The organism is Amycolatopsis sp. NPDC051373 (assembly GCF_040689465.1).
In the GTDB taxonomy this organism is placed as follows: domain Bacteria; phylum Actinomycetota; class Actinomycetes; order Mycobacteriales; family Pseudonocardiaceae; genus Amycolatopsis.
On record NZ_JBFBAE010000051.1, the window covers coordinates 1 to 23498 of the forward strand.

Consider the following 23498-nt stretch of genomic DNA (forward strand, 5'->3'; position numbering starts at 1 on the left):
GAGCAGAGGTCGGGGCTGCTCACTCCGGCTCAGGCTGGGGAAACGTCAATCAGAGCATGTGCGGACGGTTGGTAGTTTCTTAGACTGTTCGTGCTGGTCAGGATACATTCTCGGCACCGTCTGACGGAGCCTGTGGGAGTGCCTGGTTATCGGGGTCCGTCCCACGGTCGGTCCCACGCGGTCCCACGTCTGGAACGGACTTCAGCTCGGTACGTTCACCGAGCGCAGCCAAGAGTTTGGCCCGAGCCTCAGGGGTGCGCTGCACATAGCCAGCCAGCTCCTCCAAGTCGGCGTGCCCCATGATCGCCTTCACCGCGAACACATCGGCTCCGCCGTCGATCGCCCGCGTAGCGAACCCGCGACGGCTCGCGTACCCAGAGCGGCTGTCGATCTTGACGACGGCTGCGGCCTTCTGCATCTGCCGCGTGATCTGGTTCTGCCGGACGACACGGTGATCCGGCGTGAGGAACACGAGAACGCTCGTGCACACCGCACCTCCGATGTGGTCGAAGCCGCACCCGCCGGCAAGCTCACGGCCGTCCAAACGTCGACGCACGATCTCGACTGCCCGTGCGGACAGTGGGATCTCTCGGTCGTCGCCGTCTTTCGGCCACGGCCGGATCAACTTCCGGCGGTAGAGGTACACGTCCTTGACGAGCATCCACCGGCCGTCCAAGTCGAGTCGGTTCGCGTGGAGGCCGGCCAACTCACCGGGCCGGATCCCGGTTTCCAACATGAAGTCGACGGCATCGGCGTACACCGCACCCATCTTCGGTGCGATCTTGTCTCGGTGCGTCTCCGATACGTAGGGCTTCGCTCCCTTCGTCAGCTTCGGAAGTTTGAGGCCTGCGCACGGTGACGCTGTAAGGATCCGCCGCTCCACCGCCGCGTTGATGGACGCGGTGAAGGGCTGCACGATGTTCCTCACGTACGAGGGCTTGTACGCCTGCCGAACCAGGTCATCGACCCAGTCCTGCACGCCGGTGTCTTCACCGAAGCGGGTGATCGCGTTCAGTGCGGTGTTCTCCCACTTGGGCAGCACGTGCTTGTTGACGTTGTTCCGCACGTTGATCGCGTGGTCCGAGTCGAACGAGCGGTCCGCGCTGAAGATCTCCCACCACTCGCCCCACGGCGTGCGCGCCGACAGCGTGCCCTTCGACGCCGCGGCCTGTCTCTTCGCCTTGCCCTCGGCCTCGACCGCGGCGTCCTTCGCGTCACTCTTCCGTCCGAACGTCCCGGGCACACGCCTCTTGTTGCCGTCGGCGTCGCGGAACAGGCCGCGATATCGGCCGGACGGCAGCTTCTCAGTGCTCGGCACTAGGAATCCTCCTCTCTTGCTTGCGTCTGAAACTCGACTGCTGCCTCGTTCATCGCCTTGGCGAGCCTCATGCGTTCGGTCTGCGCGTCGGCGTACACACCGATGAGCGTCTGAAGCGACTCATTCATGGTCTCGATGTGCTTATCGACCTCTTCCAGCTCGTGGCGCAGCATCTCCACGGACCGTGGTTCCCCGGCGACGGGCAAGTACCAGAGCGCCTGGATGGGTAGGCCGAAGACGAGCGCCAAGGCGTAAACCTCGTTCGCTCGGATCGGCCGTTTCCCTGATTCGATCTTTGCGATCGCCGTCTGGTGCAGGTCGAACCCGAGGTTCCGCATCCGATCAGCCACGGTCGTCTGGGACCATCCCCTCTCGATCCGGAGTTCCCGGATCTTGAGGCCGATCACTTCCTCAAATCGATGGGCTGCCCCGCTGGTGTCACTGTCGGTCAGCTCCTGCTCCAGCATCTCCTGAACCAGGAGGTTGGCTTCGTGGGTGTCCTGTTCGGGCTCCACGCCATGTCCCTTCCGTATCGCTGATGCTCCTATCCAATCCTACAACCTCCCCAAGGTTGCAATCTACCCCTCGATGGGTTAATCTGGTAGAGGTTGAGATTCAACCGTCTGGCGGAAGCCAGGGGACGGGAGGTTTGAGATGGCGGGTGAAGTACTGGTTGGCCCGTGGCTGACCGTGAAGCAGGTCGCTGAGTTGGCGCAGCGGCACCCGAAAAGTGTGCTGATCGCGCTCCGGCGCGGCGGGTTGCGAGGCTCACAGGCGCGTGTGAACGCCTCGTGGCGGGTGCACGCGGACGACGCGGACACCTGGATCCGTGGGGGAGCGCCGACGGCGAACGCCGCCTAACAACATAAGAGGGGCGCCCCATGCTTGCCGGCCGAGGCGCCCCGGACATCGACAACTCGGAGGTTAAACGATGCCCAGCATCGAGAATAGCAAGGACTGCTGGCTAGAACTTGCTGCGACCGTCGCGGAGTGCCGTCGGCGCCGCGGGTTCGAGGTCAACGAGGACGAGATCCTCCAGGCTGTCGAACGCGCCAGGACCGCGCCTCCCGGCGATGAGCGCGCTACGCGTTTTGCCGAGATTGCCGCGTTGGCTGAACAGGCGTCGGGTGTCGCCCCCCTCGCGACACGCGACGCCGCCTGACCAGACAGGAAACACAAACGCTAGCCGCCGGGTGCGATCCCGGCGGCTAGCGCCATATCCAGATAAGGGAGAACGAATCCATGGACACCGTCCTGGAACAGCTCGCCTCGATCGAGCGCAAGTTGGACGACTTGATCGAAATCGTCGAGGTCGCCATCACGACGCTCGACAAGGCTGAGGAGGCCCGCCGTGGCTGAAGCGAATGTCATTCCGATCTTCACGGTCCGGCGTGCCCGCCAGGTCGTGTCCGAACAGCTCACCGCGGTCCGCGCCGGTGAAGCCTCGCTGAATACGGCGCAGGCGGTGATCCTTGACGCGTTGGAGCGCTTGGAGTTCGCACAAGCGGAGGCCGCACGGATCCGCGACGCCGAAGTCACGGCGGCGGGAGAGGGCCGCGTTGCGGCGAACCCGCGGTCCACGTCCGCCGCCGCTGCCGCTGCCATCGCACCGAGGATTGGCACGCAGCGCGGCACAGTCCTGACCGCGATCGTTGACGCCGGTGGACTCACGGACGTGCAGATCGCCAAACGGTGCCGCATCAGTCCGAACTCGGCACGACCACGCCGGCTGGAACTGGTCGAGAGCGGTCACGTCGTGGACTCGGGACGCACGCGCAAGCACGGCGGTCGCGCCCACGTGGTCTGGGTGGCGACGCCCGAAGGGCACGCGTGGGACGTTCGCAACTCAGAGCCCGCGGATGACCAGGCTGCGTAGATCAACAAAACCCGTCGTATCCGTGCAGTAAAATGATGTTTGCGCGGGCGGGTGTTCATAGCACCCGCCCGCGCTATACGCAAAGGTAGGAGACCTTCGTTGCATTCCAAGGATAGCACACCAACCGCCGTCAATTCTCGCCTTGTGGGCGGTGGCCGATGAGTTTCACAGTCGACCGCGCAGAACAGCCACAGGATCGGTTCCTGATCCTGGCCAACGACTTCGTGCGCGGAAAGCTCCCGGTTCCGCTCCACGCGGTTGCCAGATGCTTGCTCCAGTACTTCCTGAGCCTTCCGAACGGATGGCGCTGCGACCGCGCCCAACTGGACCGCTCGATGCTGGAAGGGCGCGACGCCGTTACCCGTGGACTTAAGGAACTGGAAGCGGCCGGTTACCTTGTCCGGGAGAAGCACCGAGGCGACCACGGGAAGTGGCTGTGGTCTTGGCGTGTCACCGCTGACCCAGTGAACGCCCCGCTTGTGGTGGCGGGATGCGTCGGAAGTTCCGACGCAGACGACGGAGGTTCCGCGACATCCTCGGGAACCCCTCCCAAACCCTTCGGGAACCCTTCCGGGAACCCTTCGATAGGGGTTCCGCCATCCACTGGAAACCCGTCGATGGACCCGACCAGCGGAAACACCACAAACACCGAGGTCAACCCATCGACTGGGAATCCGTCTACGGGAACCCAGGGGATAATAGAAGACGGTAGTGAGAAGACTGATTCTTCCCAGAAGACTGAGGAAGATTTCCGCACTTCCAGTGGGGGCGCTCTCGCGGAGGCCCGAACTTCGTCCGCGCCGGCCAGTCAAATCGTCAAAGACAAGGCTGGGGAGGAGAAGCGCACAGCGGCGATGATCCGAAAGCTGAAGCCGCTAGGCATCAAGGCGCTGACCCGGGAGCTGACCAGCGTCTGGATGGCCGTGGTGAGGGAGAACGGGGCGGACTACTACCAGTTCTCAATGCGGGGTTGGGATGTGGATGGCACCTCGATTGAGGGGGAGAAGCACCCGGGTGGTTCCGCGATCAAGGCGGCGCTGGAGAGCTACGTGCAGAAGCATGACGACCCAACGTTCCAGGGCCTTGACCACGGGGCGTTGCTGGATCAGGTTCGCGCACATGCTGTGAAGTGGGCGAACGAGTTCGTGGACGAGAAGGCTAAGCTCCGTTCACCGGCTACCGCCGCGTGACGCTTCTAAGCCCCGTCATCCCTGCACTCGTCGGCGTGCGTCTTGCACTTCTTTGCACGCCGGCGGGTGCAGACCTCTCGATCCGAGACCTTTGGGACGAACCGTTCGCGAGGGGTTAGCGAGACCCTCGCGAGGGGTTCGGGAGGGCTCGCGAACATTCGCGAGGATCGCTCAGTGCGTACTCATCGAGTCTTCACGGTGTCCTCCAGGAGTCCCTCGGGGAGTCCCGGTTGTGTCCCCAGGGGACATGCGTCACCTACCTGCGGCGATCGTGGAAAACAGCACTTGCTTGGCAACAAGCTGAAGCAAAGCCGAAGCAAGTGCTTCGCATGGCATCCCTGCTGGAATCTATGCCATTGGGTGTGGCATCGGGTATGGCACAACCTGGGGAACTATGGCATTCGATTCTGATGCCCTACTCCTTGCTTCTAACTCCTACTCCTAGCTCCGAGCCCTTCGAGTCCGAACTACCCCGCGACGACTCCGTCGCCGCCTCTCGCCGAGCACAGTTTCTTGTCGTAGTTCGAAGGGAGGATGGAAGCCATGGACAACCAGTGCACGGTAGGGGCCTGCGGTCGTCCCACGCAGGATGTCATCTGCGCCGGCCATACCGCCGAGTTGGTGGCCGCGCTGAAGTCAGTGCCCGACCTCCACGCTGATCTGGAGATCACGCTGGCGAGGCGCCACAAGGTCTCGGGCTCGACGGAGGGGCGTCGCGGTGTCACCACACCGGTGATGTTCCACGAAGCCGCTAGCGAAACGCTGCGCGCCCTGGAGCGGGTCGTCTGGCACTGGGCGCACACCTTCCATTCCGCCAACAAGCATCTGTCGTCCCCGCCGAAGACGGTGCAGGCTGCGTGTGAGTGGATGGCGCGATTCCCCGCCCTCATCGCGTCCCTGGACGGCGCTGGGGACATGTGGGAGGACCTCGCCCGGGAAACCCGAAACGCCCGTCGTGTGATCGACCTACCCGCCAGCCTCAGCTACCGGGGCGAGTGCGGTGCGCCCCTGGACATCGGCGTGTGCCTCCAGGCCCTCTATGCGCCATCCGATGCTGTCACAGTCTGGTGTCGTACGTGCGGCGCCGAATGGGATGCGGCAGAACGCCGTGACCTCCTCGCCGGCCAGGTTGCTGACGCGTGCATGAATGCCACACGTGCTTCTCAGGTTCTCGCCGCTGTGGGAATCGCGATCGCCTCCGCGACCATCCGTACATATGGCCGGCCCCGGATGGTGGGCGGTGTGCAGCTGCCGCCGAAACTGGTCGCGGTTGGACGAGACCAGCGAGGCCATCCGACGTATCGGGTGGGGGATGTGCTGGACATCTTCCTGGCGAACCAGGCGCCTTCGATCAATTGCGCCGCTTGAGACAGTTAAAGTGATTGCGCGCACAACGGCCGAGATTCCCTGGACTTGGCGCGTGCCTCGATGAGAGAATGTGTCTAACTGGACGAATGTGTACCCAGCGAAGTGAGCACCATCACCTTGAGACTGCCGCAGGATTCCTTGCCTTCGTCTGACGCTGAATGATAGTATTTGCTTTAATGGACGAACTGTCCCGATAAGACCCCTGGAAGGCAGTAGCCGCCAGGGGTCTTTCTCGTACCCCGGTTGAGCCAGCGCCGACGCGTCCCCTACCCGCGTCGGCGCTGGCTCCCGGTCACAGCCTCGGTAGGGCGCCACGGATGACCATCACCATGAAGGCGGCGAAGTGGAAATTTCCACTTCAACCAAAGCGTGGTCGGGGGATGACGCCGACAGCAAGGCCACCCGCCTTTGAAACGCCTAGTCAGGCCGCTGGCCAACTCGGGTGAAATCCGGGGCGAATACCCCTCCCACCTGGGGATTCACCGCTGGCCATGGGTAGCTGCCCTCAGGTGCGTCAAATGACGCACTTTCGAACGCAAACGTGGACACATGGGGAGTTGACAGATGGCTGCCCGGAACGAGTCACGCGCCAACCCCGCGGCGAAGGCAGAGAAGCAGATTCGCGCCTATGAGTTGAAGCTGCGCGGACTGTCTCTTCGCGCGATCTCAGCGCAGATGCAGGCCGAAGGCTACGAGGGCGTGTCCCATGAAGCGGTGCGCCAACTGATCTCCGCTGAGGCGGACAGCCGGGTTACGCCTTTCGCTGCCGAGTACCGCACGATGCAGCTGGACCAGTTGGACAGCATGCGGCACGCCGTGATCAAGGTGTTGGAGACCCAGCATTGGACGGTCTCTCAAGGGCGTGTCGTCTACATGGGGGACGACGAGGAGAAGCAGCCCCTTGAGGATGACGGTCCGGTGCTTGCCGCGGTCGATCGCCTGCTGAGGATCGCTGAGCGGGAGTCGAAGCTGCTGGGCCTGGATGCGCCGGCGAGAGCGGAGATCGAGTCTCGCGTGGAGCAGATCGCGCCGGACGTGCTGAGCCTGATCGAAGCCGCTGAGGCAGACGCTGATTCCGATGAGGCGGCCATTCGTGATGGCAGCGACTAACTGAGACGTGGCACGGGAGGTGATCCTCCCGTGCGGATCAGTGGCGTCGTCGCCGACCACAGTGGTTGCGGGGTGTACAGGGTCAAGTGGCCGATGGCTGCGTTGGCTGAGCGAGGGCATCAGGTCACAGTTCAGGACTCGATGCCGGTCTCGGTCGACGACCTGGACGTGCTGGTGACGCAGCGAACGTGTTTGCCCGGTCCGACCGGCATGTTCCTGCGGCACTGCCGCGAGGGTCGCGTGAAGACGGTGTTCGAGATCGACGACGACCTCTGGAGCATCGACCCCTCCAATAAGCCAGCGGCCAGATTCTACGGCCCTGAGCTTCTCCAGAACCTACGCGCTTGTGTCGAGGCAGCTGACACTGTCACCGTCACGACGGCCACGCTGGCGGAGCGACTGAGCGCCTGGAACAGCGATGTGCGAGTGCTGCCGAACCAAGTCCCGGGTTGGCTGCTCGACCACACCAAGCCAGCAAGCGGCAACCCAGACCGGTTGACGATCGGTTGGCGCGGCGGCACATCCCATTCCCGCGACTTCGGGGAGTTGGCCGCACCGTTGCGCCGTTTCCTGCAACACCCGAAGTACCGATCCCGCGTCGAGTTCCATTCGATGGGCGCGGACCAGACCCCGCGTGTCACGACTCGACACGGCAACACCCGTTGGTCTGACTGGCACGAGGATGTCACGGACTTCCTCCGTGCCATCGACTTCGACGTGTCCGTGGTTCCACTTCGCCCCAGCGTGTTCAACGACTCCAAGTCAGACCTTGCTCTGGTGGAGATGTCGGCGTTGGGGATCCCGACGATCACGTCCGACACGGGCCCCTACGCCTCCGAGCACCGTGGCCCAAACCTTGCGTGCTCGACGCCGGCGCAGTGGACCGAAGCGCTGCACGATTTGACGACGAACCCCGAGTACCGCGAACTGCTGGGCAAGCAGGCCCGCGAATGGGCGACGACTCGGACTATCGAAGCCAACGCGGCTCTCTGGGAGAACGCATACCAACAGTAGGGAAGTAGGGAGATCAAATGGCTACCGTGTTCGAGAAGGTCGCTGGTCGAATCGACGAGATCAAACGAGTCAAGCGTGAGATCGTCAGCGTGGATTGCCACGCGCATGGTGATGTCGAGTACGCGCACCTGTTCAACGTCGCCGAGTTGGCGTTCGCCGCTGAGATCATGAGCAAGCCTGACACGGATCCTGCGGTGCGCTGCATCCGCCACATGCTCGACCACTCGAAGCTCGTGCCCGTCGAATTCAAGGTCTACTGATGACTTCAAGAGTCGACGCGCCTTGCCAGATATGGGGCGGCACTTACACCGGCAACGGCTACCCGGTCATCCGCCGCGGGCACCTCACGATTCTGGCACGTCGCCAGGTGTTCGAGACGCACCACGGGGAGATCCTGGAAGGCCAGATCGTCATGGACACCTGTGGCCACCGCGGGTGCGTCGAGCCGACCCACCTGTACGCGGGGACTCAGTCAGACCGGATGAGGGCGTTCATCGCCACCGGGCAATTCGACGGTGGCCACCTTGACCGCCAGCCGACCTATGAGGAGCGTGCTCGGGGGGAGCGGATCCACACGGCGAAGCTGACCGACGAGGACATTCCATTCATCCGTGAGCGTGCCCGGATGGGCGAGAAGCACGGCGAGATCGCGAAGGACTACGGGGTGTCCCGGCCGGCGATCTCCTACGCCGTTCGGGGGGTCACATGGACTCACATCCCGGACTTGATCCCAAAGGCGTAGCGGAGTACCTGCGGCAGTTCGACCCCGAGTTGCTGAAGACGACTCGGGGTCGACGTGCACTCACCCGAACCAGGCCGATGCTCTTCGCGTTGGTGTACCTCAGTCACCACCTGAAGAGTTCTGAGACAGGCAACGTGATCTCGTTCGGTGAACCGCACGTTGACTGGTTTCAGCTGGCACGCCGATACATCCGTCCGATTGCGTCAGTCGATCCGATGAGCATGCGAGACGCGATCGTCGCACCACGTGGTCTAGGCAAATCGACTGTTTGGTTCCTGGCTGTCCCGATGTGGCTGGCTGCCCACCAGTGGCGGAAGTTCCTGGCGGCATTCGCGGACAGTGCCACTCAAGCTGAAGAACACCTCTCGACTTTCAAGCGCGAGTTGGAGCACAACCAGCTGTTGCGCCTCGACTTCCCGGATCTGTGTCAACCTGCGCGTCGCCCGAAGGGGACGGCAGTGTCTGACACGCAGTCAATGTATGTGGCTGCCAGCGGGTTCATCTTCGCCGCTAAGGGCATCGACTCGAAGGTGCTCGGCCTGAAGGTCGGAAGTCGCCGCCCGGACCACATCATCCTCGACGACGTTGAAGGCACTGAGGGCAACTACTCCCCGAATCAGAAGGAATCACGCCTGAAGACGATCACGTCTGGTGTGCTCCCGATGAACCCGAACGCATCGGTCACCTTGGCCGGCACCGTCGCGATGCCCGGGGCGATCATCGACGACATCGCCGCCAAGCAACGCGGCGACGAGTACCCCGAGTGGGTTGATGACGAACGGTTTGTGGCGAGGTACTACGACATCGTCTTGACCAACGACGACGGCTCTGAGCGGTCGGCGTGGCCACAGCGGTACCCGATGTCGTGGATCAACCAATACCGGCACACCAGGTCGTTCCAGAGCCAGTACCGCAACCAGCCAACGGCCGCGGACTCCGCCTTCTGGTCCGGTGATGACTTCGTCTACCGGGACGACGTGCAGATCACGCACCAGCTTCTGTCGATTGACCCTGCGGTCACGGCGAAGGAGAAGTCCGACTACACCGGTCTGTCGGTCATCGGCTACTCCAACACCGAACGTGTGTGCGTGGTCCGCGATGCCTGGCAGGTGCGGATAGCTCCCGGCGAGAAGATGCGCGCCCGTGTCTTGCAGATCCTCGACCAGTATCCGGACATCGCGGGGATCTTGATCGAAACGAACCAGGGTGGAGACACCTGGAGGGCGATCCTGCATGACATGCCGGTCGATGTGACCACCGTGCACCAGACACAGCCGAAGGAAGTCCGCGCCGGCTCACTGCTGGCGAAATACCAGCAGGGCCGCGTGTTCCACGAGAAGCGCATCCCTGCCCTCGAAGGCCAGATGATCCGTTTCCCTCTCTCCGATTTCGACGATCTTGTGGACAGTGTCGGCTCGGGTGTCGAGGTGTTCCTGAAGAACGACAAGCGACCGCGTGTGGTCCGTGCCCGTGAGGCGGGCGGAATGGGTGGAGGGGGCGACGATGACGACTGATCTCGGTGTGGCACTTGATGCAATGGCCGCCGCGGCACCCGGCTATCAGAAGGCTGTGGCGTACAGCGAAGGCCCGGTGCATGAGGTGTTCGCGTCGCGGCGGATGCGTCGTCTTCTGTTCGACAAGCGCGTCAACTTTCAGGCCCTGTTGGGTGATGTGATCATCGACGCGGTTGCGAACAAGCTGAAGATCACTGCGATCACGAGCGACAGCGATGACCGTACCGCGCTGATCGCGAAGGTCGACGAGGACAACTCGATGGCTCTCGTGCGGCCTGCGGTGATGCGGCGTGCGTTGCAGCAGGGCGACAGCTACCTGTCGGCGTGGCCGGTGCTCGACGACAACGGCGATCCGGTCCCGGGCAAGGTGTGCATCAGCGTCCACGACGCCCGCACGGCACGAATCATCTACGACGACGAGAACCCGACTCAGCCGAAGTTCGGGATCCAGCGGTGGAAGTTCGGGAAACGCGTCCGAGTTGACCTGTGCTACGAAGATCGGATCGAGCACTACCTGTCCAGCGTGGACGGTAGCAAAGCGATGCGGCCGACAGACTTCGAGCCGTACGCCGCGGATGGTCGGGACGCTGTCGAAGCGAACCCGTACGGTCAGATTCCGCTGCACCACTTCCATGGCACTGGTCTGCCCGGGGAGTACGGCGAACCGGAGCATAAAAGCTTCTACGGCACGCAGGACACGCTGCTGAAACTGAAGATCGGGCACATGTCCTCCGTGGACTACCACGCCCTGCCTCAGCGCTGGGCGCTGCGGGAGGCTGGTAGCGACACCGCCGAGTCCGCTGACCTTGACCCCGATGACTTCGCGACTGTCCCGGAAGCCCAGTTTCCGCGGAACCGGATCGACAAGCCGTCGACCCTGTCCAGCGAGCCCGGATCTATCTGGGACCTGATGGGCATCAAACAGGTGGGCGAGTTCCCGCCGGCTGACCCGAAGGCGTTCCTCGACCCGCGTGAGGCGTACCTGCGAGAGGGTGCGCTGGTCAGCTCGACGCCGCTGTACATGTTCGACCGCACCGGGCAGATCCCCAGCGGGGAGAGCCTGAAGACGGCGAACGCACCGCTGGACGACAAGGCGGGTGCACGCAAGACCTCGTTCGACGGCACGTGGCGCGGGTTCTACTCGTTCGTGCTGAAGCTGCTCGGTGAGGACGACGCGCCGGTGACGTTGGCGTGGGCGCCGATCGAGTCGACCGACGAGACCACAAAGCTCAGCCAGGCCAAGCAGAAGCAAGAACTCGGTGTCCCGGTCGGTCACTCCCTCGTGGAAGCCGGCTACAAGGCGGCCGACGTTGAGGACTGGCTTGACAGCGGCGACGGTGGCCTACCACAGAAGGTGGAGCTGTTGGCGCAACTTGGTTCTGCTGTCCGCGACCTGAGCACTGCTGTGGCCGCTGGCGTACTCGACAAGTCGACAGTCGACGCCATCGTTTCGCAGTTGATCGGCGACCTCTCCGATGACCACGCCGCGTGACCCGCGGGACCTGATCCGACAGCACGATGAACAGGCGATGGCCGGTGAAGACGCGGCTGTCTCTGATGTCGTCGGCCCGGTCGATTCGGTGTTCACCGCGTTGTGGCGATGGATCCTCCGCACGTGGGCTCGCCTGTTCGGCAAGCCCACCGAGAAGGCTGAAGGCGGCAGGCTTCGCGACCTGTTGGATGAGCTGACAGCGAAGATCGTCGGCATCGGGTTAGACCCAGCTGACGCGTTATTGCACCACGCACAGCGTGCACGGCTGATGGGCGCAGACCAGGGGGCACGAGAGGCGGGGATTCCGTCTCTCACGAACCCCGGCGAGGTGTCGCAGGAAACGCGTGACGCGATCGACCGTGGTGTCAAGTGGGCTCAGGAGAAGCTGGCCACTGGTGCCGATGAACTGAAGCGTCTGGAGCAAGCAGACCTTGCTGAGGTTCTGCGTCAGGCGTCAGTGGCTCGGCAGGCTCAGGCGATCCTGGAGCGCACGGCGCGCACCACCTGGAACAACGAACTCAACGAGGGCATTCGCGCCGCCGCTAAAGAAGCCGGCGCTCGCCTGGTGTGGGTCGCCGAACGTGACGCCTGCGTCGACTGCCTGGCCCTCTCTGGTCGGGTCGTCGACTGGGATGGCGAGTTCGATTGGCGGCTGACCTTCGGGAAGAAGGCGCAGCGACCGCCGGGTGGGGTGCTCAAAGGCCCGGCTCGGCACCCGAATTGCAGGTGCAGGCTTTCCCCTTGGTTCGGTCATGACACCGAAGGTGCCTTGTCCGTCACCCACGATTGGGCTGACGCGATCAAGGAAGCTCAGGCCCGCGGAGATCAGGTCGCGGTCGACGCTGCTCGCCGTGCCGCGGCTGCTGCCGCGGACTCCGCATCGTTCGACCTTCCCGCGGCGCTACGCCGCGAGGCGGAACGCTCCATCCTGAACGGATACGCATTGCCCAGTGAGGGCGAGAAGGTGCGTATTCAAGCCGCCGATCGCCTCCTAGCTGCGATCGGCACAGGCAAGAACTCCCGCGCCCCGTCTGGTTGGCAAGTGCCGGCCTCGGTGAAGAAGCGGGCCGAACGAGCCCTCCGCAAGGGCACGTTCACCACCCGGTCGGTTCCTACCGCCCGCTGAACCGCGTCAGCGAGAGCACGGCGCGTAAACCCAAGAGGAGTACGCCTAGATGGCCGAGGAAAACCCCGAGACGACCACCGAGGACACCGAGCCCGCGACGGGTACGGAGATCGAGTGGACGCCTCCCACGAAGGAACAGTACGAGAAGCTGCAAGCGGACCTGTCGAAGGTCAATGCGGAGTCCGCGAAACGTCGCGTCGCGCTCCGCGAGCTGGAGCAGAAGAACGAATCTGAAGCGGAGAAGGCGAAGCGTGAGGCCAAAGAGGCTGCGGCTTCGCGCTACAAGCCCGTAGCAGTCAAGGCATCAGCTCGTTCTGCCCTTCTCGAAGCAGACGCCCGCACCGATCGGGTGGGCGCTCTGGCCGGTCTCATCGATCTGTCCAGGTTGGACATCGGTGATGACGGCGAGATCACGGGCCTTGATGCCGAAGTGAAACGCGTCAAGTCCGCGTACCCGGAATTCTTCCGAGCTGACGGTGAAGGCGCGAAGCCGAAACCCGCGAAGCTCACGCCTGGCGGCAAGCCCCCGGCTACCGCTGAGAAGGACCCATGGGACCAGATCGCCGAGCAGTACGGCGGCTGAGTCCACACCCAGAAGCCCGTGAGGGCAAACCCAGCCGCACCCGTGAGGGATCGCGGTGACTTTTCCTACTATCCCTCAAGAAACGGAGAGCCATCATGGCTGTCGCATTTACCGGTGCGGGCTGGATCCCGATCGAGACCAACCCCGAGGTCATCCAGAAGGTTCAGCAGGCTTCGGCTGTCGAGCGGTTCGGCCACCACGTGCCGATGGGCTCGAACACCAAGTACACCCCGCGCTCGGGCGGTGTCCACCTGGGACGCTGGGCGAAGTCGCAGAGCGCGCCGGCGGACTCCACCGGCAACGACTCGGTGCTGCTGAACACGGACAAGATCGGTGGCAAGGTCACCATCGCCGAAGAGGACATGAGCGACTCGCTCGCGTCCATCGTCAAGACGAAGAGCACCGACGCTGCCACGTCCTACGGCAAGCTGTTCGACAACATCTGCCTCGGTGTCACCGCGTCGAAGGCGACGAGTGGGTGGGGCTTCGACTCGCTGTACTACCTGCTCACGCAGGCCGACGCGACGACCGGCTACACCGCGAACGCCAACCTGACGATCGGCACGTCGGCGGCTAATGCGCCCACTGGGTTCACCTACGCCGCGCTGAACGCCGCGCTCGGTCTGTACGAGGTGGGCGACTTCTTCGACCCGGCCGAGACTGTCGTGATCGCGCACCCGGGGCTTGCCTCAATCCTGCGCGGCATCGTGGACGGCAACCAGCGCCCGATCTTCAACGAGTCGACCAGCGGTGACCCGGGCGGCGGCCAGGGCGGCGGGCTGAAGCTGTTCGGCCACACCCTCCAGTGGTCGCTCGGCGCGAAGACCAGCGCCACCGGTTCGGACACCCCGACCGGCAAGCCGTTCATCGTGTTCGGCAACCGGCAGTTCCTCCAGGTCGGTGACCGTAACCCGCTGGCCCTGAACTTCCAGGACAGCACCAACGGCATCGGCGTCGACACTGACGAGAACGTCCTGTACTTCCGTGCCCGTAAGGCGTTCGCGCCGGGCGCGCCGGGTGCGTTCTCGATGCTGGTCAGCGCCTGACAAGACGACCTGTGATGGGGCCGTGCGGTATTGCACCGTACGGCCCCTCGCTTGGAGGGAGGCGCGATGGCGGAAACATGGGCCACGGTAGACGATGTACTGACGTACACCAAGATCACGGTCACGGACGAAGACCTTGCCGCGGCGCAGGCACAGATTGACGTGCGTACGTCTCGGGTCTACGCCGACAAAGCGATGATCAGTGACCGCGACCAGTATTGGTTGAAGCTCGCTGTCGCATACCAGGCGGCATGGTTGGTTGCCCAACCGGACGCATTCCAACGTCTCGAAATGACCGAGGCTGGTGGTGCGACCAACCGGAGCATGTACACCGAGACCGCGATCGTTCTCGCCCCTGACGCACGGTGGGCCCTCAAACGGGTGTCGTGGCTCAAGTCGCGATCTCTCCATGTTCGAGCGGCCGACGAGTACGGCAGGTTCGGGCGTGACGACAACAGCCTATGGGGCCACTACGAACCGCTGTAGGAGGTTGCCGTGTGGGCACTAGCGACATGTCGGGCGTCTATCTTCCGCGGCACAGCACCGGATCCGGACTACGGGAACCCGGTGCCGGACAACATCAACCCGGCAGCGAGCGGTGTGCTTCTCGCTGTCGATGAACGTACGTCGAGGGTGTGGGACCAGGCTACGCAGACACCGCGTGTGGTGCGGGTCGTGTCCGGCACGGTCCCGTCCACTACCGACATCCTGACCGGCGACCGGATCCGCGACGACACCAACGGTGGGCTGTACCTCGTGCAGAACGTCACACGGCCACGGACACCCGGCCGTGTGCGGGATGTCGAGTTGGAGCTGAAACGCATCGGCGACGACGGGGGGTGACTCGTGGAGTACGACCCCGACAGCAACTGGCGTGAACAGATCGCGGCTGATGTCCGAGAGTGGTACAGCCAGTTGGTCGGCGAAGTCCGTGAGGATGCCCGCGCACTCGCACCCGTCGATACCGGCCATCTTCGTGACTCGGTCGACTCTGAGATCCGCGGTGAGACGGCCAGGATTGGCACTGAGCTGAACTACGGGCTGTACGTCGAGGAAGGTCACCGTGTCGGGTACGCGGGACCGGACGGTGAAACCATTTTCACCGGAGAAATCGTTCCACCCCAACCTTGGTTGCGCCCGGCGCTCTACCGGAAACGGGGTGTGTAGCGATGGTTTTCGTGTATGCCTCCGATGAAGTCGTGACACGGGCGTGGATCGCGCAACTCCCGGGGTTCTCAACCGAGATGGTGGGGGAGCAGCTGCCTAGCGACAACTCGTCGTGGGCGGCTTCCGGGTTTGTGACGGTGACGTGGGCCGGCGGAAACACCGTGCCTGAGTATCGGCTGGAGTCCCCGGTGATGTTGGTGCAGGCCTGGGCGAATCAGCCCGGTATTGCCCGTCCTCCGTGGGAGAAGGCCCGGAACCTGGCGCTCGCAGTGCAGGCCGGTATCTACAGCTACGACCCGTGGTTGCTGGAACTGCCTAACTGTAGTGAGGACGCGGAAGTGAAGACCGCTTATGTGGTCGGCAAACCGCGGCGGGTGTACGGCGACTTCGGCGACTACGCCGGATACACCCTCGATCTGGTCCTGAATTGGACGCCTGTCGCAAAAAGCACTCCGTGAGGAGACCTGACATCAATCCCATTGGGACGTTTGGTCCCTGATTCCTCATGGAGTGATACACATGGCTGGATCCAGCGGCCTGGTCCCCACTAACTTGGTGATGGGGCCGGCGCGTATCTACCTCGGCACGTTCGATCCGACTCTTGCGAACGAGCCCGCGCTGACTGCGCTGAACACCACCCCTGCCGCCTCCTCGTGGTTCGACGTTGGTATGACCAACGGGGGTACCACGGTTTCGGTGGCGCCGACCTACTCGCCTTTCAACGGCGACCAGCTCGTGGATGACCTGGGTGCGAACCTGACCGGTCGGAAGATCACCGTCAAGGTGTCCATGACCGAAATGACGCTCACGTCGCTCCAGAACGCGTGGAACACTTCCGCGCCGACGACCGGCGCCGGGTACGCCTACCTCGAACCGGCCTACCAGCAGTCGGCTTCGCAGCCCGCGTACGCGGCTCTGCTGATCGACGGCATCGCGCCGCGCACTGCTGTCGGTGCGACGCAGCGTCGGCGCGTGATCCTGCGGAAGGTGCTGCCCACGGGCAACACCGACCTCACCTGGGACAAGACGAACCAGCAGGTGTTGGCGGTCGAGTACCAGGCGTTCTTCGTCTCCGAAACGGTCGCGCCGTTCCGCGTGATCGACCCCGCGGTCAGCTGACCGTTCCCCTAGTCGCAGCCCTTGCCCGCGTGAGCCCGACCTCCGCGGGCAAGGGCTGCCCCCTTTCCAAGTCCCGTCGGGAGGACCCACATCATGGCTGCTTCAACTCCGCGCAAGACCACCACGACTCGCAAGGCTCCTGCCAAGCGCGCCCCCAAAGCTACGACCACGCCGCCGGCTGAACTCGGAATCGTTCTCGATGACGCTGGCAGCAAGGCCGCAGTCGCGGCGATGCTGGATGACCGCGAGCCTCTTTTCACCATCGGCGAGGTCACGTACACCATCCCGAAGCATGTGCCTCCATCGTGGACTCTGAAGGCCTACACGCTCGCCGTCACCGAGGGTGAGTCGGCAGCGATGGTGTTCGCTGCGCAGAAACTCCTGACCGACGAGGCGTGGACCGCGTTGGGAGACTGCGACACCCTCACGCAGGACGGACTGAACGCGGTCCTGAAGGCGTTGATGGACCGTATCCTGCCCGCCGGTGTGATCGGCCCAAAAGCCTAACCGAGGCGTGGCACGAGCGACTGTTGGCAGTCAGCTGGTTTTTCGAGCACCTCGACGACGTGCTGTCGGACATGTCGATGTTCCACCGCATCGACCACATTGATCAGGTTCCGGCGTCGAGGTTTCTTCCTCTGATGGTGCGGCTTGGGCTGTACGACGGCGCTGTTCTCCACGCTGTGCGCACAGAAGCGGAATCGGCGCAGAGCGATTCCCACGCTGTAGCCCCGGAATCGATAGCGGCGTCAACCGAGCAGCTCGCTCACCTCAACACCACGGCCTTGTACGGCCCACTGAACGGCCAACCACGGTTGTTCGACATCGGATAAAAGGGGGCTCGCCGTGGCGGAAGACGGGGACTTCAGGCTGGCTGGCGCATACGTCGAAGTCAACCTCAAGGACAACACCAAGGCGGACGAGGAGAAGATCCGAGCGAAGCTTGAGGGCGAGAAGCCCGTCAAGTTCGACACGGCGCTGAACGACCCCGACAACGCGAAGATCGTCAAAGAGAAGATCGAGCGCGAAGTCAAGCCGACCATCAAGCCCGAGGTTTCCAACCCGATCGATGACGCGTGGCGTCGGAAGATCCAGGCCGCCATTAAGGCCACGGCCACGTCCGCGCTGGACGTGCCGGTTACGCCGGACACTGAGATGTTCCGGCGTGACCTTGAGGCGTCGCTGAAGAAGACTCAGACGCTTCTGCACGCCGATATCCCTGTGCGTCCTGACGATGCCGCGAAGTTCCGGGCACAGGTCGAAGCGATGGTGGCCACCGCGCAGGCGGGGATCAAAGCCACGATCCCTGTTGAGGTCGACGAGAAGCAGGCACGTGATTCGGCCCGCAAGGGCGGCCAGGCGGTCGACGACGAACTGAGCCGGGTAGCGGCGCGTGCCAATGCCCAGTTCGATGGTTTGAAGTTCCTCGGCCTCTCGGCAGGTTTGCCCGCGGCGGCTCTCATCGGGGCTGCCGGTGCCACGGCATCGCTCGATCTGGTGGCAGGTGGATTCGCCGCGCTCGGAGTCTGGGCAGCGTCGAGCAACGAGCAGGTACAAAACGAGTTCGCCGGCATGACCGACAAGGTCAAGGCCGATGTGCAGCAGATGGCCATCCCGCTCCGCGACGATCTGTCCCAAGCGATCGGCGATGTATCGACCTCGTGGGGCAAGATCGAGCCGGCGGTTCAGGCCGCTGTGCAGGGTTCAGCTCCGGCGATCCACGAGTTGACGGGCGCGGCGACCGACTTCGCTGAGAACGCCATGCCTGGCGTGGTCGACGCTGTGCAGGCGTCCGAGGCACCGCTGAAGGGCTTGCGCTCGTTCGCGGCACAGGCGGGCACCGGCCTCTCCCAGTTCTTCACCAACGTCTCTCAGGGCGGCGACGACGCGGGCGCGTCGATGCGTGACCTGGGCGGTATCACCGAGAACCTGCTGGGGCAGACGGGCACGCTGCTGGCGAACCTCGCCGGCGGCGGCCACACGGTGTTGCCCCAGTTCGGCGGCGCGCTGAACCAGGTGTTCAGCGTGGCCAACAACCTTGCGTCCAACGGTATGCCGCTGCTGACGGGCACCACGTCCGGCTTCCTCGGAACTGTCGGTGGCGGTCTGAGCATCGTCTCCGGCATGACGGCGGCGTTGGGTGCGTGGGCACAGCCCGTTGGCCAGCTTGGCGGTTCGCTGCTTGCGACGAACTCTCTGGCGAAGCTGTTCGGTACGTCGTTGGGTGAGACTGGTTTCGGTCTCAAGGCGTTCGCCGGCTCTGTCGACGATGCCGGCAAGAAGACGACACCGTTCAAGGCTGCTTTGGCCGACGCCGAGAAGGGCGGCACGAGCAAGCTCAAGGCTGGGCTGTCGTCGATCGTGTCGAGCGGGTTCAACCCGCTGGGGTTGGCGCTCGTGGGCGGCGGGCTGCTGCTGGACATGTGGGGCAAGAAGTCCCAGGAGGCCGCGGCTAAGGCTGCTGAGTTCAATGCCACCGTCGGCGACATCAAGGGCACCCTTTCCAGTAGTGGAGCGGTGACCTCGAACACGCGGGCCCTGGCTGCGAACGATATTGCCACCAAGAAGCTTGGCGTGTCGCAGAAGACTGGTGCTGATTTGCTGGGTGAGTATGGCGTCAGCAGCCAGGTCGCTACTGATGCGATGACTGGCAGCACTGGTGCGCTGGCGAACTTCACCGGCCAAATGCAGGTGAACGCCAGGTCTGTGTTGGATTCCACTCTGACGCAGGGCGACTGGAATGCGTTGCAGGACGCGGGCATCAGCAAGGCCGATGCTGTCACGCTTGCGCTGGGTGGCTCGGCCGGCGGGTACGCGAACCTCGACGACGCAGTGAAGTCGACGAGTGGCAGCACCGATGACTATATCGCCAAGCTCGGCTCCGCATTCGGTGCGATTCAAGCGCATACGCAGGGTCAGCGCGACCTGGTGGCCGAAGTCAAGGAACAGTCGAAGGCCACTGCTGAGGCGCAGCGACAGATGCGGCAGCTCGGGAACGCTACTTCGTTCACCGGCGACGCGTTGAAGTTGTCGGCTGCTGATTCGACGGTGATGTCTGGTGCGCTCGCGGCTCTGGGTGACGCCACTGTGGATGTCACGAAGCAGGGTAGCGCGCTGAACACGATCCTCGACCAGTTGTCGGGGAAGAACAACACCCTGTCCGGTGCGCAGGCCGCGACGAACAAGGCGTTCCAAGACGCCGACAAGTACATGAAGGATCTGCACGACAGCGGTTCCAAAGCGAAGGGCACCTTCGACGAACTCATCAACAGCGAGGGCGGCATCAACGGACTCACCAACAAGGGTGCAGCGTTGGAGACGGTGTTCCAGGGCTTGTCGACGACGATGGGCACCGAAACCGCGGCGGCGTTCGCTCAATCTCAAGCATCTGGCGACAACCTCACCACGTCCATGGGCAAGGTTGAAGATGTCACGCAACGAGCCCGGGACAAGTTCGTCGACGCTGCCAAGGCAGCCGGCTTGACCGGTGACCAGGCGAAGACGCTGGCCGACAAGATGGGCCTCGTCCCCAAGGAAGTGGCGATCCAATTCGCTGCGAAGGGTGACCAGGCGCTTCAGGACACGCTTCTGGATATTCAGGGGAAGCTCAAGGCGGTGCCTAACGAAAAGGGTATCCAGGTCAAAACCCTGGCACAGCCTGCGATCGACGCTCTTCAGTCTCTTGGTGAGGAGGTCGTGCAGCTGCCGGACGGCACGTTCAAGGTCTTCGCTGATACCAAGGAAGGCCATGACGCCGCGGACAAGTTGCGCAACGACATCGTCCACTACGACCCGGTTGTGACGGTGCATGCCAACACCAACGACGCCACTGGTTCGGTGACGCAGTGGCAGCAGCGGACTGACGGTACGTGGGGCATGACGACCACGGATACGAAGACCGACCCGGCAACGGGCAAGGTTCAGGCGTGGATGCGTGACGCCAACGGGACATGGGGTTGGACGAATCTGAATACCAATCCCAATGCTGCCAATGGGCAGGTGCAGGCGTGGGTACAGCGGGCCAACGGCACGTGGGGTTGGGTCAATGTCGGTGCCAACACCAATCCGGGTGTTGCAGCAATCGGCGCGTTCGTTGCCGACAGCAGCCGCAAGAGGATCAACATCGGTGTCTACACCTACACGGTGGACTCCACCGGGTCGTCGACCAGCCGGTCCTACGGCCCACGTGCCCTCGGTGGGATCGACTTCCCGAGTGTGATGCCGATGGCGACAGGCGGTGTGATCCCTCGGATCCCGAACATCGCCACCGTTGTGCAGCCCGGCATGGAACGGCTGATCGGGGACAACAAGCGGTTCCCGGAGTCGTTCATCCCGTGGGACATCCACTCCGCACGGTCGAACGCGATCCTCGATCGCACCAACCAGGAGTTCGGCCGGGACACAGGTCGGGGCTCGGACGGAGCGTCAATCGAACAGCACTTCCACATTTACCCGCCGGCCGATTCGGATCCCCAGCGGATCGCCGCATCGGTCTCCAGTGAGGTCGCTTGGGCTGCGAGGGGGTTCTGAGATGCCGACACAGGTAATCCTGCCGGTGTACACGATCGGTTCGTGGTCGGCAAATGTGGACGACGATCAGGGGTGCCGCTGGGTGATCGAGCCTGGCGGTGCTTCGTTCGTCTCCGACGGGTTGGGCCGCAAGACGCACACCGTTGATCGGCCGTTCGGGTCGGGCGCGTATCGCTCGCGTTCGTACCCGGACGCCCGCGCCGGCACCCTCCAAGGTTGGTGCGACGCCGGCACGCGAGAGGCCCGGGTGGCGGCGCGCGACCGGCTGTTCGGCATCTTCCCGGAGGGCGGTCAGGCACTGCTCGTGGTGGACGACGGGATCTCACCCCGCCAGATCACGGTGGAGCTGGACGCCGCCGTGCCACGGTGCGCGATACGACAGGACGGTCGCGGGTTCGCCTGGCAACTTCCGCTGTACGCGGCGGATGGACGTTTGCTGTCGACCACTGAACGATCCGCAAGCGCGACGCTGGCGACCGGTTCGACTGATGGTCTTGACTGGGCTAACGGCGGTCTGGACTGGACTAGTGGTGGTCTGGATTGGGGCACCAGCGGCGCGAACAACGTCATGGTGCTGGCAAACGGGGGCACGGCGCCGACATGGCCACTGCTCACCATCACTACACCGTCGAGCCTTCAGAACCCGGCGTGGACGGACCCGGTCACCGGCGCGGTGCTCGGCTACACCGGCACGATCGTGGCCGGCCAGACGCTGCGCATCGACTGCTCCCCGTTTTCCACGTCGCCCGTGACGCTCGACGGCATTGACCGTACGGGCGCGCTCGGCTCGGCGAAGTTCATCACTCTCCCGCCCGGTTCATCGCGGGCGTTCCAGTTCACCGGCCTGGGTGCCGGAACCACCGTCGCCACCTGGCGCGACGCCAGCAACTGAAAGGGGCTGCGATGGCTGCCATCAACGCCGACGCGGACGGCTTCTGGTCGGCGATGCCTAACGGCAACCGCGTCAACAATGCCCGTCAGGGGCGCGCACTGATTCAATCTCTGTTCCCAGGCGGCTCGACTACTGCACCTCTGTCAGCGATTCGCTCTGGTGTGATCTCGACCGCGTCGGATGGTACGCAGGCCTATGACTTGCGGGTGACTGTGCAGTCCGGTCGCATCCTGCTCGTACAGCCGGGTAGCGCGATTATCGGCCGCTCCGGGCAGGGCGCCTACCTCGGGTGGGAACTGCCTGCGGCGCGCACCGTCACGTGCGACTCGCCGCCGGCGTCGAACCCGCGGAACGACATTGTCGTGTTCCGCGCCTACGACACTGCGCAGGGGGACACGATCCCCGCTAGCGGCTCAATCCCCGCCCGGATTGAAATCATCACCGGCACGCCCGGTGCAGTCCCCGTGGACCCAGTGACGTGGGATGCGACGGGTCTGATCACGACGTGGCCGGCAGCGAACCCGGGCGGTGGCGTCGGTATTCCCCTCGCCCGCGCCCAGGTCTCCACGGGTGGCGTCGTGACGCTGACGGATCTTCGTCGCGGTACCGCACCCATTGGCGGTGTCCGCGTGCTGCTGCCCGGTGACTTGCTGACTGATCCCTCGTACATGCCAGGTGATATCCGCTGGTTCAACGGCTTGGACTACTGGGACGGAACCAACTGGAACGAGCTGGGGCGCCCGACTATCGGTCTGGCCGCCCGAGCGAACGCGACGCAGACCATCGCCGCCGGTGGCCTGACGTTCCTCAATGTGACCTCGGCCTACAAGCCCGCGACGGGCATCACGTGGAACGGCAGCAATCAGGCCACTGTCGTGACGGCCGGGATCTACTCGATGTACTGCGGTGTCAGCAACGGTTTCCTCGCAGGCGCGAACTACTCGTGCTGCATCGTCGGCGCCACGGCGCCGGGTGCGGGCATAGCGTATGTGGCGGCTCCGACCTTCTCGACGACCACCACCGACTCGTCGGTGTCCACCACGCGGTGGTTGGCGGCGGGGACGGTGATCCGGCCCGCGATTTACAACAACGCGTCCGCGTTCACGCTCAACCCCACCACGCAGAAGCCGGCGGAGTTCGAAATGTGGAGGGTGTGATGATCGGCTACGCCTATCGGAAGCTGCGTTACGTCGTGTGGGACACGACCAACCTCGACGAGCTGGCCGAGTTCCTCCCGGGCGCGTTCATCGGCGACAACGGGAACGTGTTCCTCCCGTATTTCGGAGACGCGCAGGTGACCACCGCGATCGGAAACGTGGTCGTCGAACTGGGGAACGGGCCCGGGTTCGAGTTCTACGAGACAGAGGCCGCCTTCCGCGACGCCTACGACATCATCCCCGAGGCGTAGACC

The 23498-nt window shown here is 63.9% G+C and carries 26 protein-coding genes; 24 read left to right on the forward strand and 2 right to left on the reverse strand.

Annotation, left to right across the window (positions count from 1 at the left end; translation table 11 throughout):
• Positions 1-97: 97 nt before the first annotated feature.
• On the reverse strand, positions 98-1318 hold the full coding sequence (locus AB0383_RS48605; protein WP_366191386.1) for a tyrosine-type recombinase/integrase: 1221 nt from the start codon (positions 1316-1318) through the stop codon (positions 98-100).
• Complete coding sequence (locus AB0383_RS48610; RefSeq protein WP_366191388.1) at positions 1318-1833, reverse strand: helix-turn-helix transcriptional regulator; 516 nt, start codon at positions 1831-1833, stop codon at positions 1318-1320. The genes AB0383_RS48605 and AB0383_RS48610 overlap by 1 nt, the downstream gene beginning before the upstream one ends.
• 416 nt (positions 1834-2249) lie before the next feature.
• Between AB0383_RS48610 and AB0383_RS48615 the strand changes: the two genes are divergently transcribed.
• The 24 genes from AB0383_RS48615 to AB0383_RS48730 all read left to right on the forward strand — a co-directional run bounded on the left by AB0383_RS48615 (position 2250) and on the right by AB0383_RS48730 (position 23495).
• Complete coding sequence (locus AB0383_RS48615; protein WP_366191390.1) at positions 2250-2480, forward strand: hypothetical protein; 231 nt, start codon at positions 2250-2252, stop codon at positions 2478-2480.
• 243 nt (positions 2481-2723) lie between these two features.
• Positions 2724-3194: a hypothetical protein gene (locus tag AB0383_RS48620; protein ID WP_366191392.1), complete on the forward strand. Its 471-nt coding sequence runs from the start codon at positions 2724-2726 to the stop codon at positions 3192-3194.
• Between the two features lie 158 nt (positions 3195-3352).
• On the forward strand, positions 3353-4384 hold the full coding sequence (locus tag AB0383_RS48625; protein ID WP_366191394.1) for a hypothetical protein: 1032 nt from the start codon (positions 3353-3355) through the stop codon (positions 4382-4384).
• A gap of 543 nt (positions 4385-4927) precedes the next feature.
• Positions 4928-5752, forward strand: coding sequence for a hypothetical protein (locus tag AB0383_RS48630; protein WP_366191396.1), 825 nt, complete (start codon positions 4928-4930; stop codon positions 5750-5752).
• A gap of 564 nt (positions 5753-6316) precedes the next feature.
• Complete coding sequence (locus tag AB0383_RS48635) at positions 6317-6862, forward strand: hypothetical protein (protein ID WP_366191398.1); 546 nt, start codon at positions 6317-6319, stop codon at positions 6860-6862.
• 30 nt (positions 6863-6892) lie between these two features.
• Entirely contained in the window at positions 6893-7876 is a 984-nt protein-coding gene (locus AB0383_RS48640; RefSeq protein WP_366191400.1) for a hypothetical protein, read from the forward strand.
• A 17-nt stretch (positions 7877-7893) separates the two neighbouring features.
• Positions 7894-8136, forward strand: coding sequence for a hypothetical protein (locus AB0383_RS48645; protein ID WP_366191402.1), 243 nt, complete (start codon positions 7894-7896; stop codon positions 8134-8136).
• The gene (locus tag AB0383_RS48650; RefSeq protein WP_366191404.1) at positions 8136-8618 is read left to right on the forward strand and encodes a hypothetical protein; all 483 of its coding nucleotides are present in this window, start codon (positions 8136-8138) and stop codon (positions 8616-8618) included. Before AB0383_RS48645 ends, AB0383_RS48650 begins: the two co-directional genes overlap by 1 nt.
• Positions 8619-8752: 134 nt before the next feature.
• Positions 8753-10132 carry a hypothetical protein gene (locus AB0383_RS48655; protein ID WP_366191406.1) on the forward strand — a complete coding sequence of 460 codons (1380 nt, stop codon included), beginning with the start codon at positions 8753-8755 and terminating at the stop codon, positions 10130-10132.
• Complete coding sequence (locus AB0383_RS48660) at positions 10122-11624, forward strand: phage portal protein (RefSeq protein ID WP_366191408.1); 1503 nt, start codon at positions 10122-10124, stop codon at positions 11622-11624. The genes AB0383_RS48655 and AB0383_RS48660 overlap by 11 nt, the downstream gene beginning before the upstream one ends.
• Positions 11608-12750 carry a hypothetical protein gene (locus tag AB0383_RS48665; RefSeq protein ID WP_366191410.1) on the forward strand — a complete coding sequence of 381 codons (1143 nt, stop codon included), beginning with the start codon at positions 11608-11610 and terminating at the stop codon, positions 12748-12750. The genes AB0383_RS48660 and AB0383_RS48665 overlap by 17 nt, the downstream gene beginning before the upstream one ends.
• Before the next feature lie 49 nt (positions 12751-12799).
• On the forward strand, positions 12800-13333 hold the full coding sequence (locus AB0383_RS48670; RefSeq protein WP_366191412.1) for a phage scaffolding protein: 534 nt from the start codon (positions 12800-12802) through the stop codon (positions 13331-13333).
• Between the two features lie 95 nt (positions 13334-13428).
• Positions 13429-14379: a phage major capsid protein gene (locus tag AB0383_RS48675; RefSeq protein ID WP_366191414.1), complete on the forward strand. Its 951-nt coding sequence runs from the start codon at positions 13429-13431 to the stop codon at positions 14377-14379.
• A 66-nt stretch (positions 14380-14445) separates the two neighbouring features.
• Positions 14446-14865: a hypothetical protein gene (locus AB0383_RS48680; protein ID WP_366191416.1), complete on the forward strand. Its 420-nt coding sequence runs from the start codon at positions 14446-14448 to the stop codon at positions 14863-14865.
• A gap of 189 nt (positions 14866-15054) precedes the next feature.
• Positions 15055-15222 carry a hypothetical protein gene (locus AB0383_RS48685; RefSeq protein ID WP_366191418.1) on the forward strand — a complete coding sequence of 56 codons (168 nt, stop codon included), beginning with the start codon at positions 15055-15057 and terminating at the stop codon, positions 15220-15222.
• Between the two features lie 3 nt (positions 15223-15225).
• Positions 15226-15546 (forward strand): HK97 gp10 family phage protein, encoded by a 321-nt coding sequence (locus AB0383_RS48690; protein WP_366191420.1) that lies wholly within the window; start codon positions 15226-15228, stop codon positions 15544-15546.
• A 2-nt stretch (positions 15547-15548) separates the two neighbouring features.
• Positions 15549-16004 carry a hypothetical protein gene (locus AB0383_RS48695; protein WP_366191422.1) on the forward strand — a complete coding sequence of 152 codons (456 nt, stop codon included), beginning with the start codon at positions 15549-15551 and terminating at the stop codon, positions 16002-16004.
• 61 nt (positions 16005-16065) lie between these two features.
• A complete protein-coding gene (locus AB0383_RS48700) occupies positions 16066-16665 on the forward strand; it encodes a hypothetical protein (protein ID WP_366191424.1) in 600 nt (199 codons plus the stop codon).
• Positions 16666-16758: 93 nt separating this feature from the next.
• A complete protein-coding gene (locus tag AB0383_RS48705) occupies positions 16759-17172 on the forward strand; it encodes a hypothetical protein (RefSeq protein WP_366191426.1) in 414 nt (137 codons plus the stop codon).
• Positions 17173-17195: 23 nt separating this feature from the next.
• Positions 17196-17498 carry a hypothetical protein gene (locus AB0383_RS48710; RefSeq protein ID WP_366191428.1) on the forward strand — a complete coding sequence of 101 codons (303 nt, stop codon included), beginning with the start codon at positions 17196-17198 and terminating at the stop codon, positions 17496-17498.
• A 13-nt stretch (positions 17499-17511) separates the two neighbouring features.
• Positions 17512-21195 carry a hypothetical protein gene (locus AB0383_RS48715; RefSeq protein ID WP_366191430.1) on the forward strand — a complete coding sequence of 1228 codons (3684 nt, stop codon included), beginning with the start codon at positions 17512-17514 and terminating at the stop codon, positions 21193-21195.
• Between the two features lie 25 nt (positions 21196-21220).
• Positions 21221-22087: a hypothetical protein gene (locus AB0383_RS48720; protein ID WP_366191432.1), complete on the forward strand. Its 867-nt coding sequence runs from the start codon at positions 21221-21223 to the stop codon at positions 22085-22087.
• An 11-nt stretch (positions 22088-22098) separates the two neighbouring features.
• The gene (locus tag AB0383_RS48725) at positions 22099-23244 is read left to right on the forward strand and encodes a hypothetical protein (RefSeq protein ID WP_366191434.1); all 1146 of its coding nucleotides are present in this window, start codon (positions 22099-22101) and stop codon (positions 23242-23244) included.
• The gene (locus AB0383_RS48730) at positions 23244-23495 is read left to right on the forward strand and encodes a hypothetical protein (RefSeq protein WP_366191436.1); all 252 of its coding nucleotides are present in this window, start codon (positions 23244-23246) and stop codon (positions 23493-23495) included. The genes AB0383_RS48725 and AB0383_RS48730 overlap by 1 nt, the downstream gene beginning before the upstream one ends.
• Positions 23496-23498 lie beyond the last annotated feature (3 nt).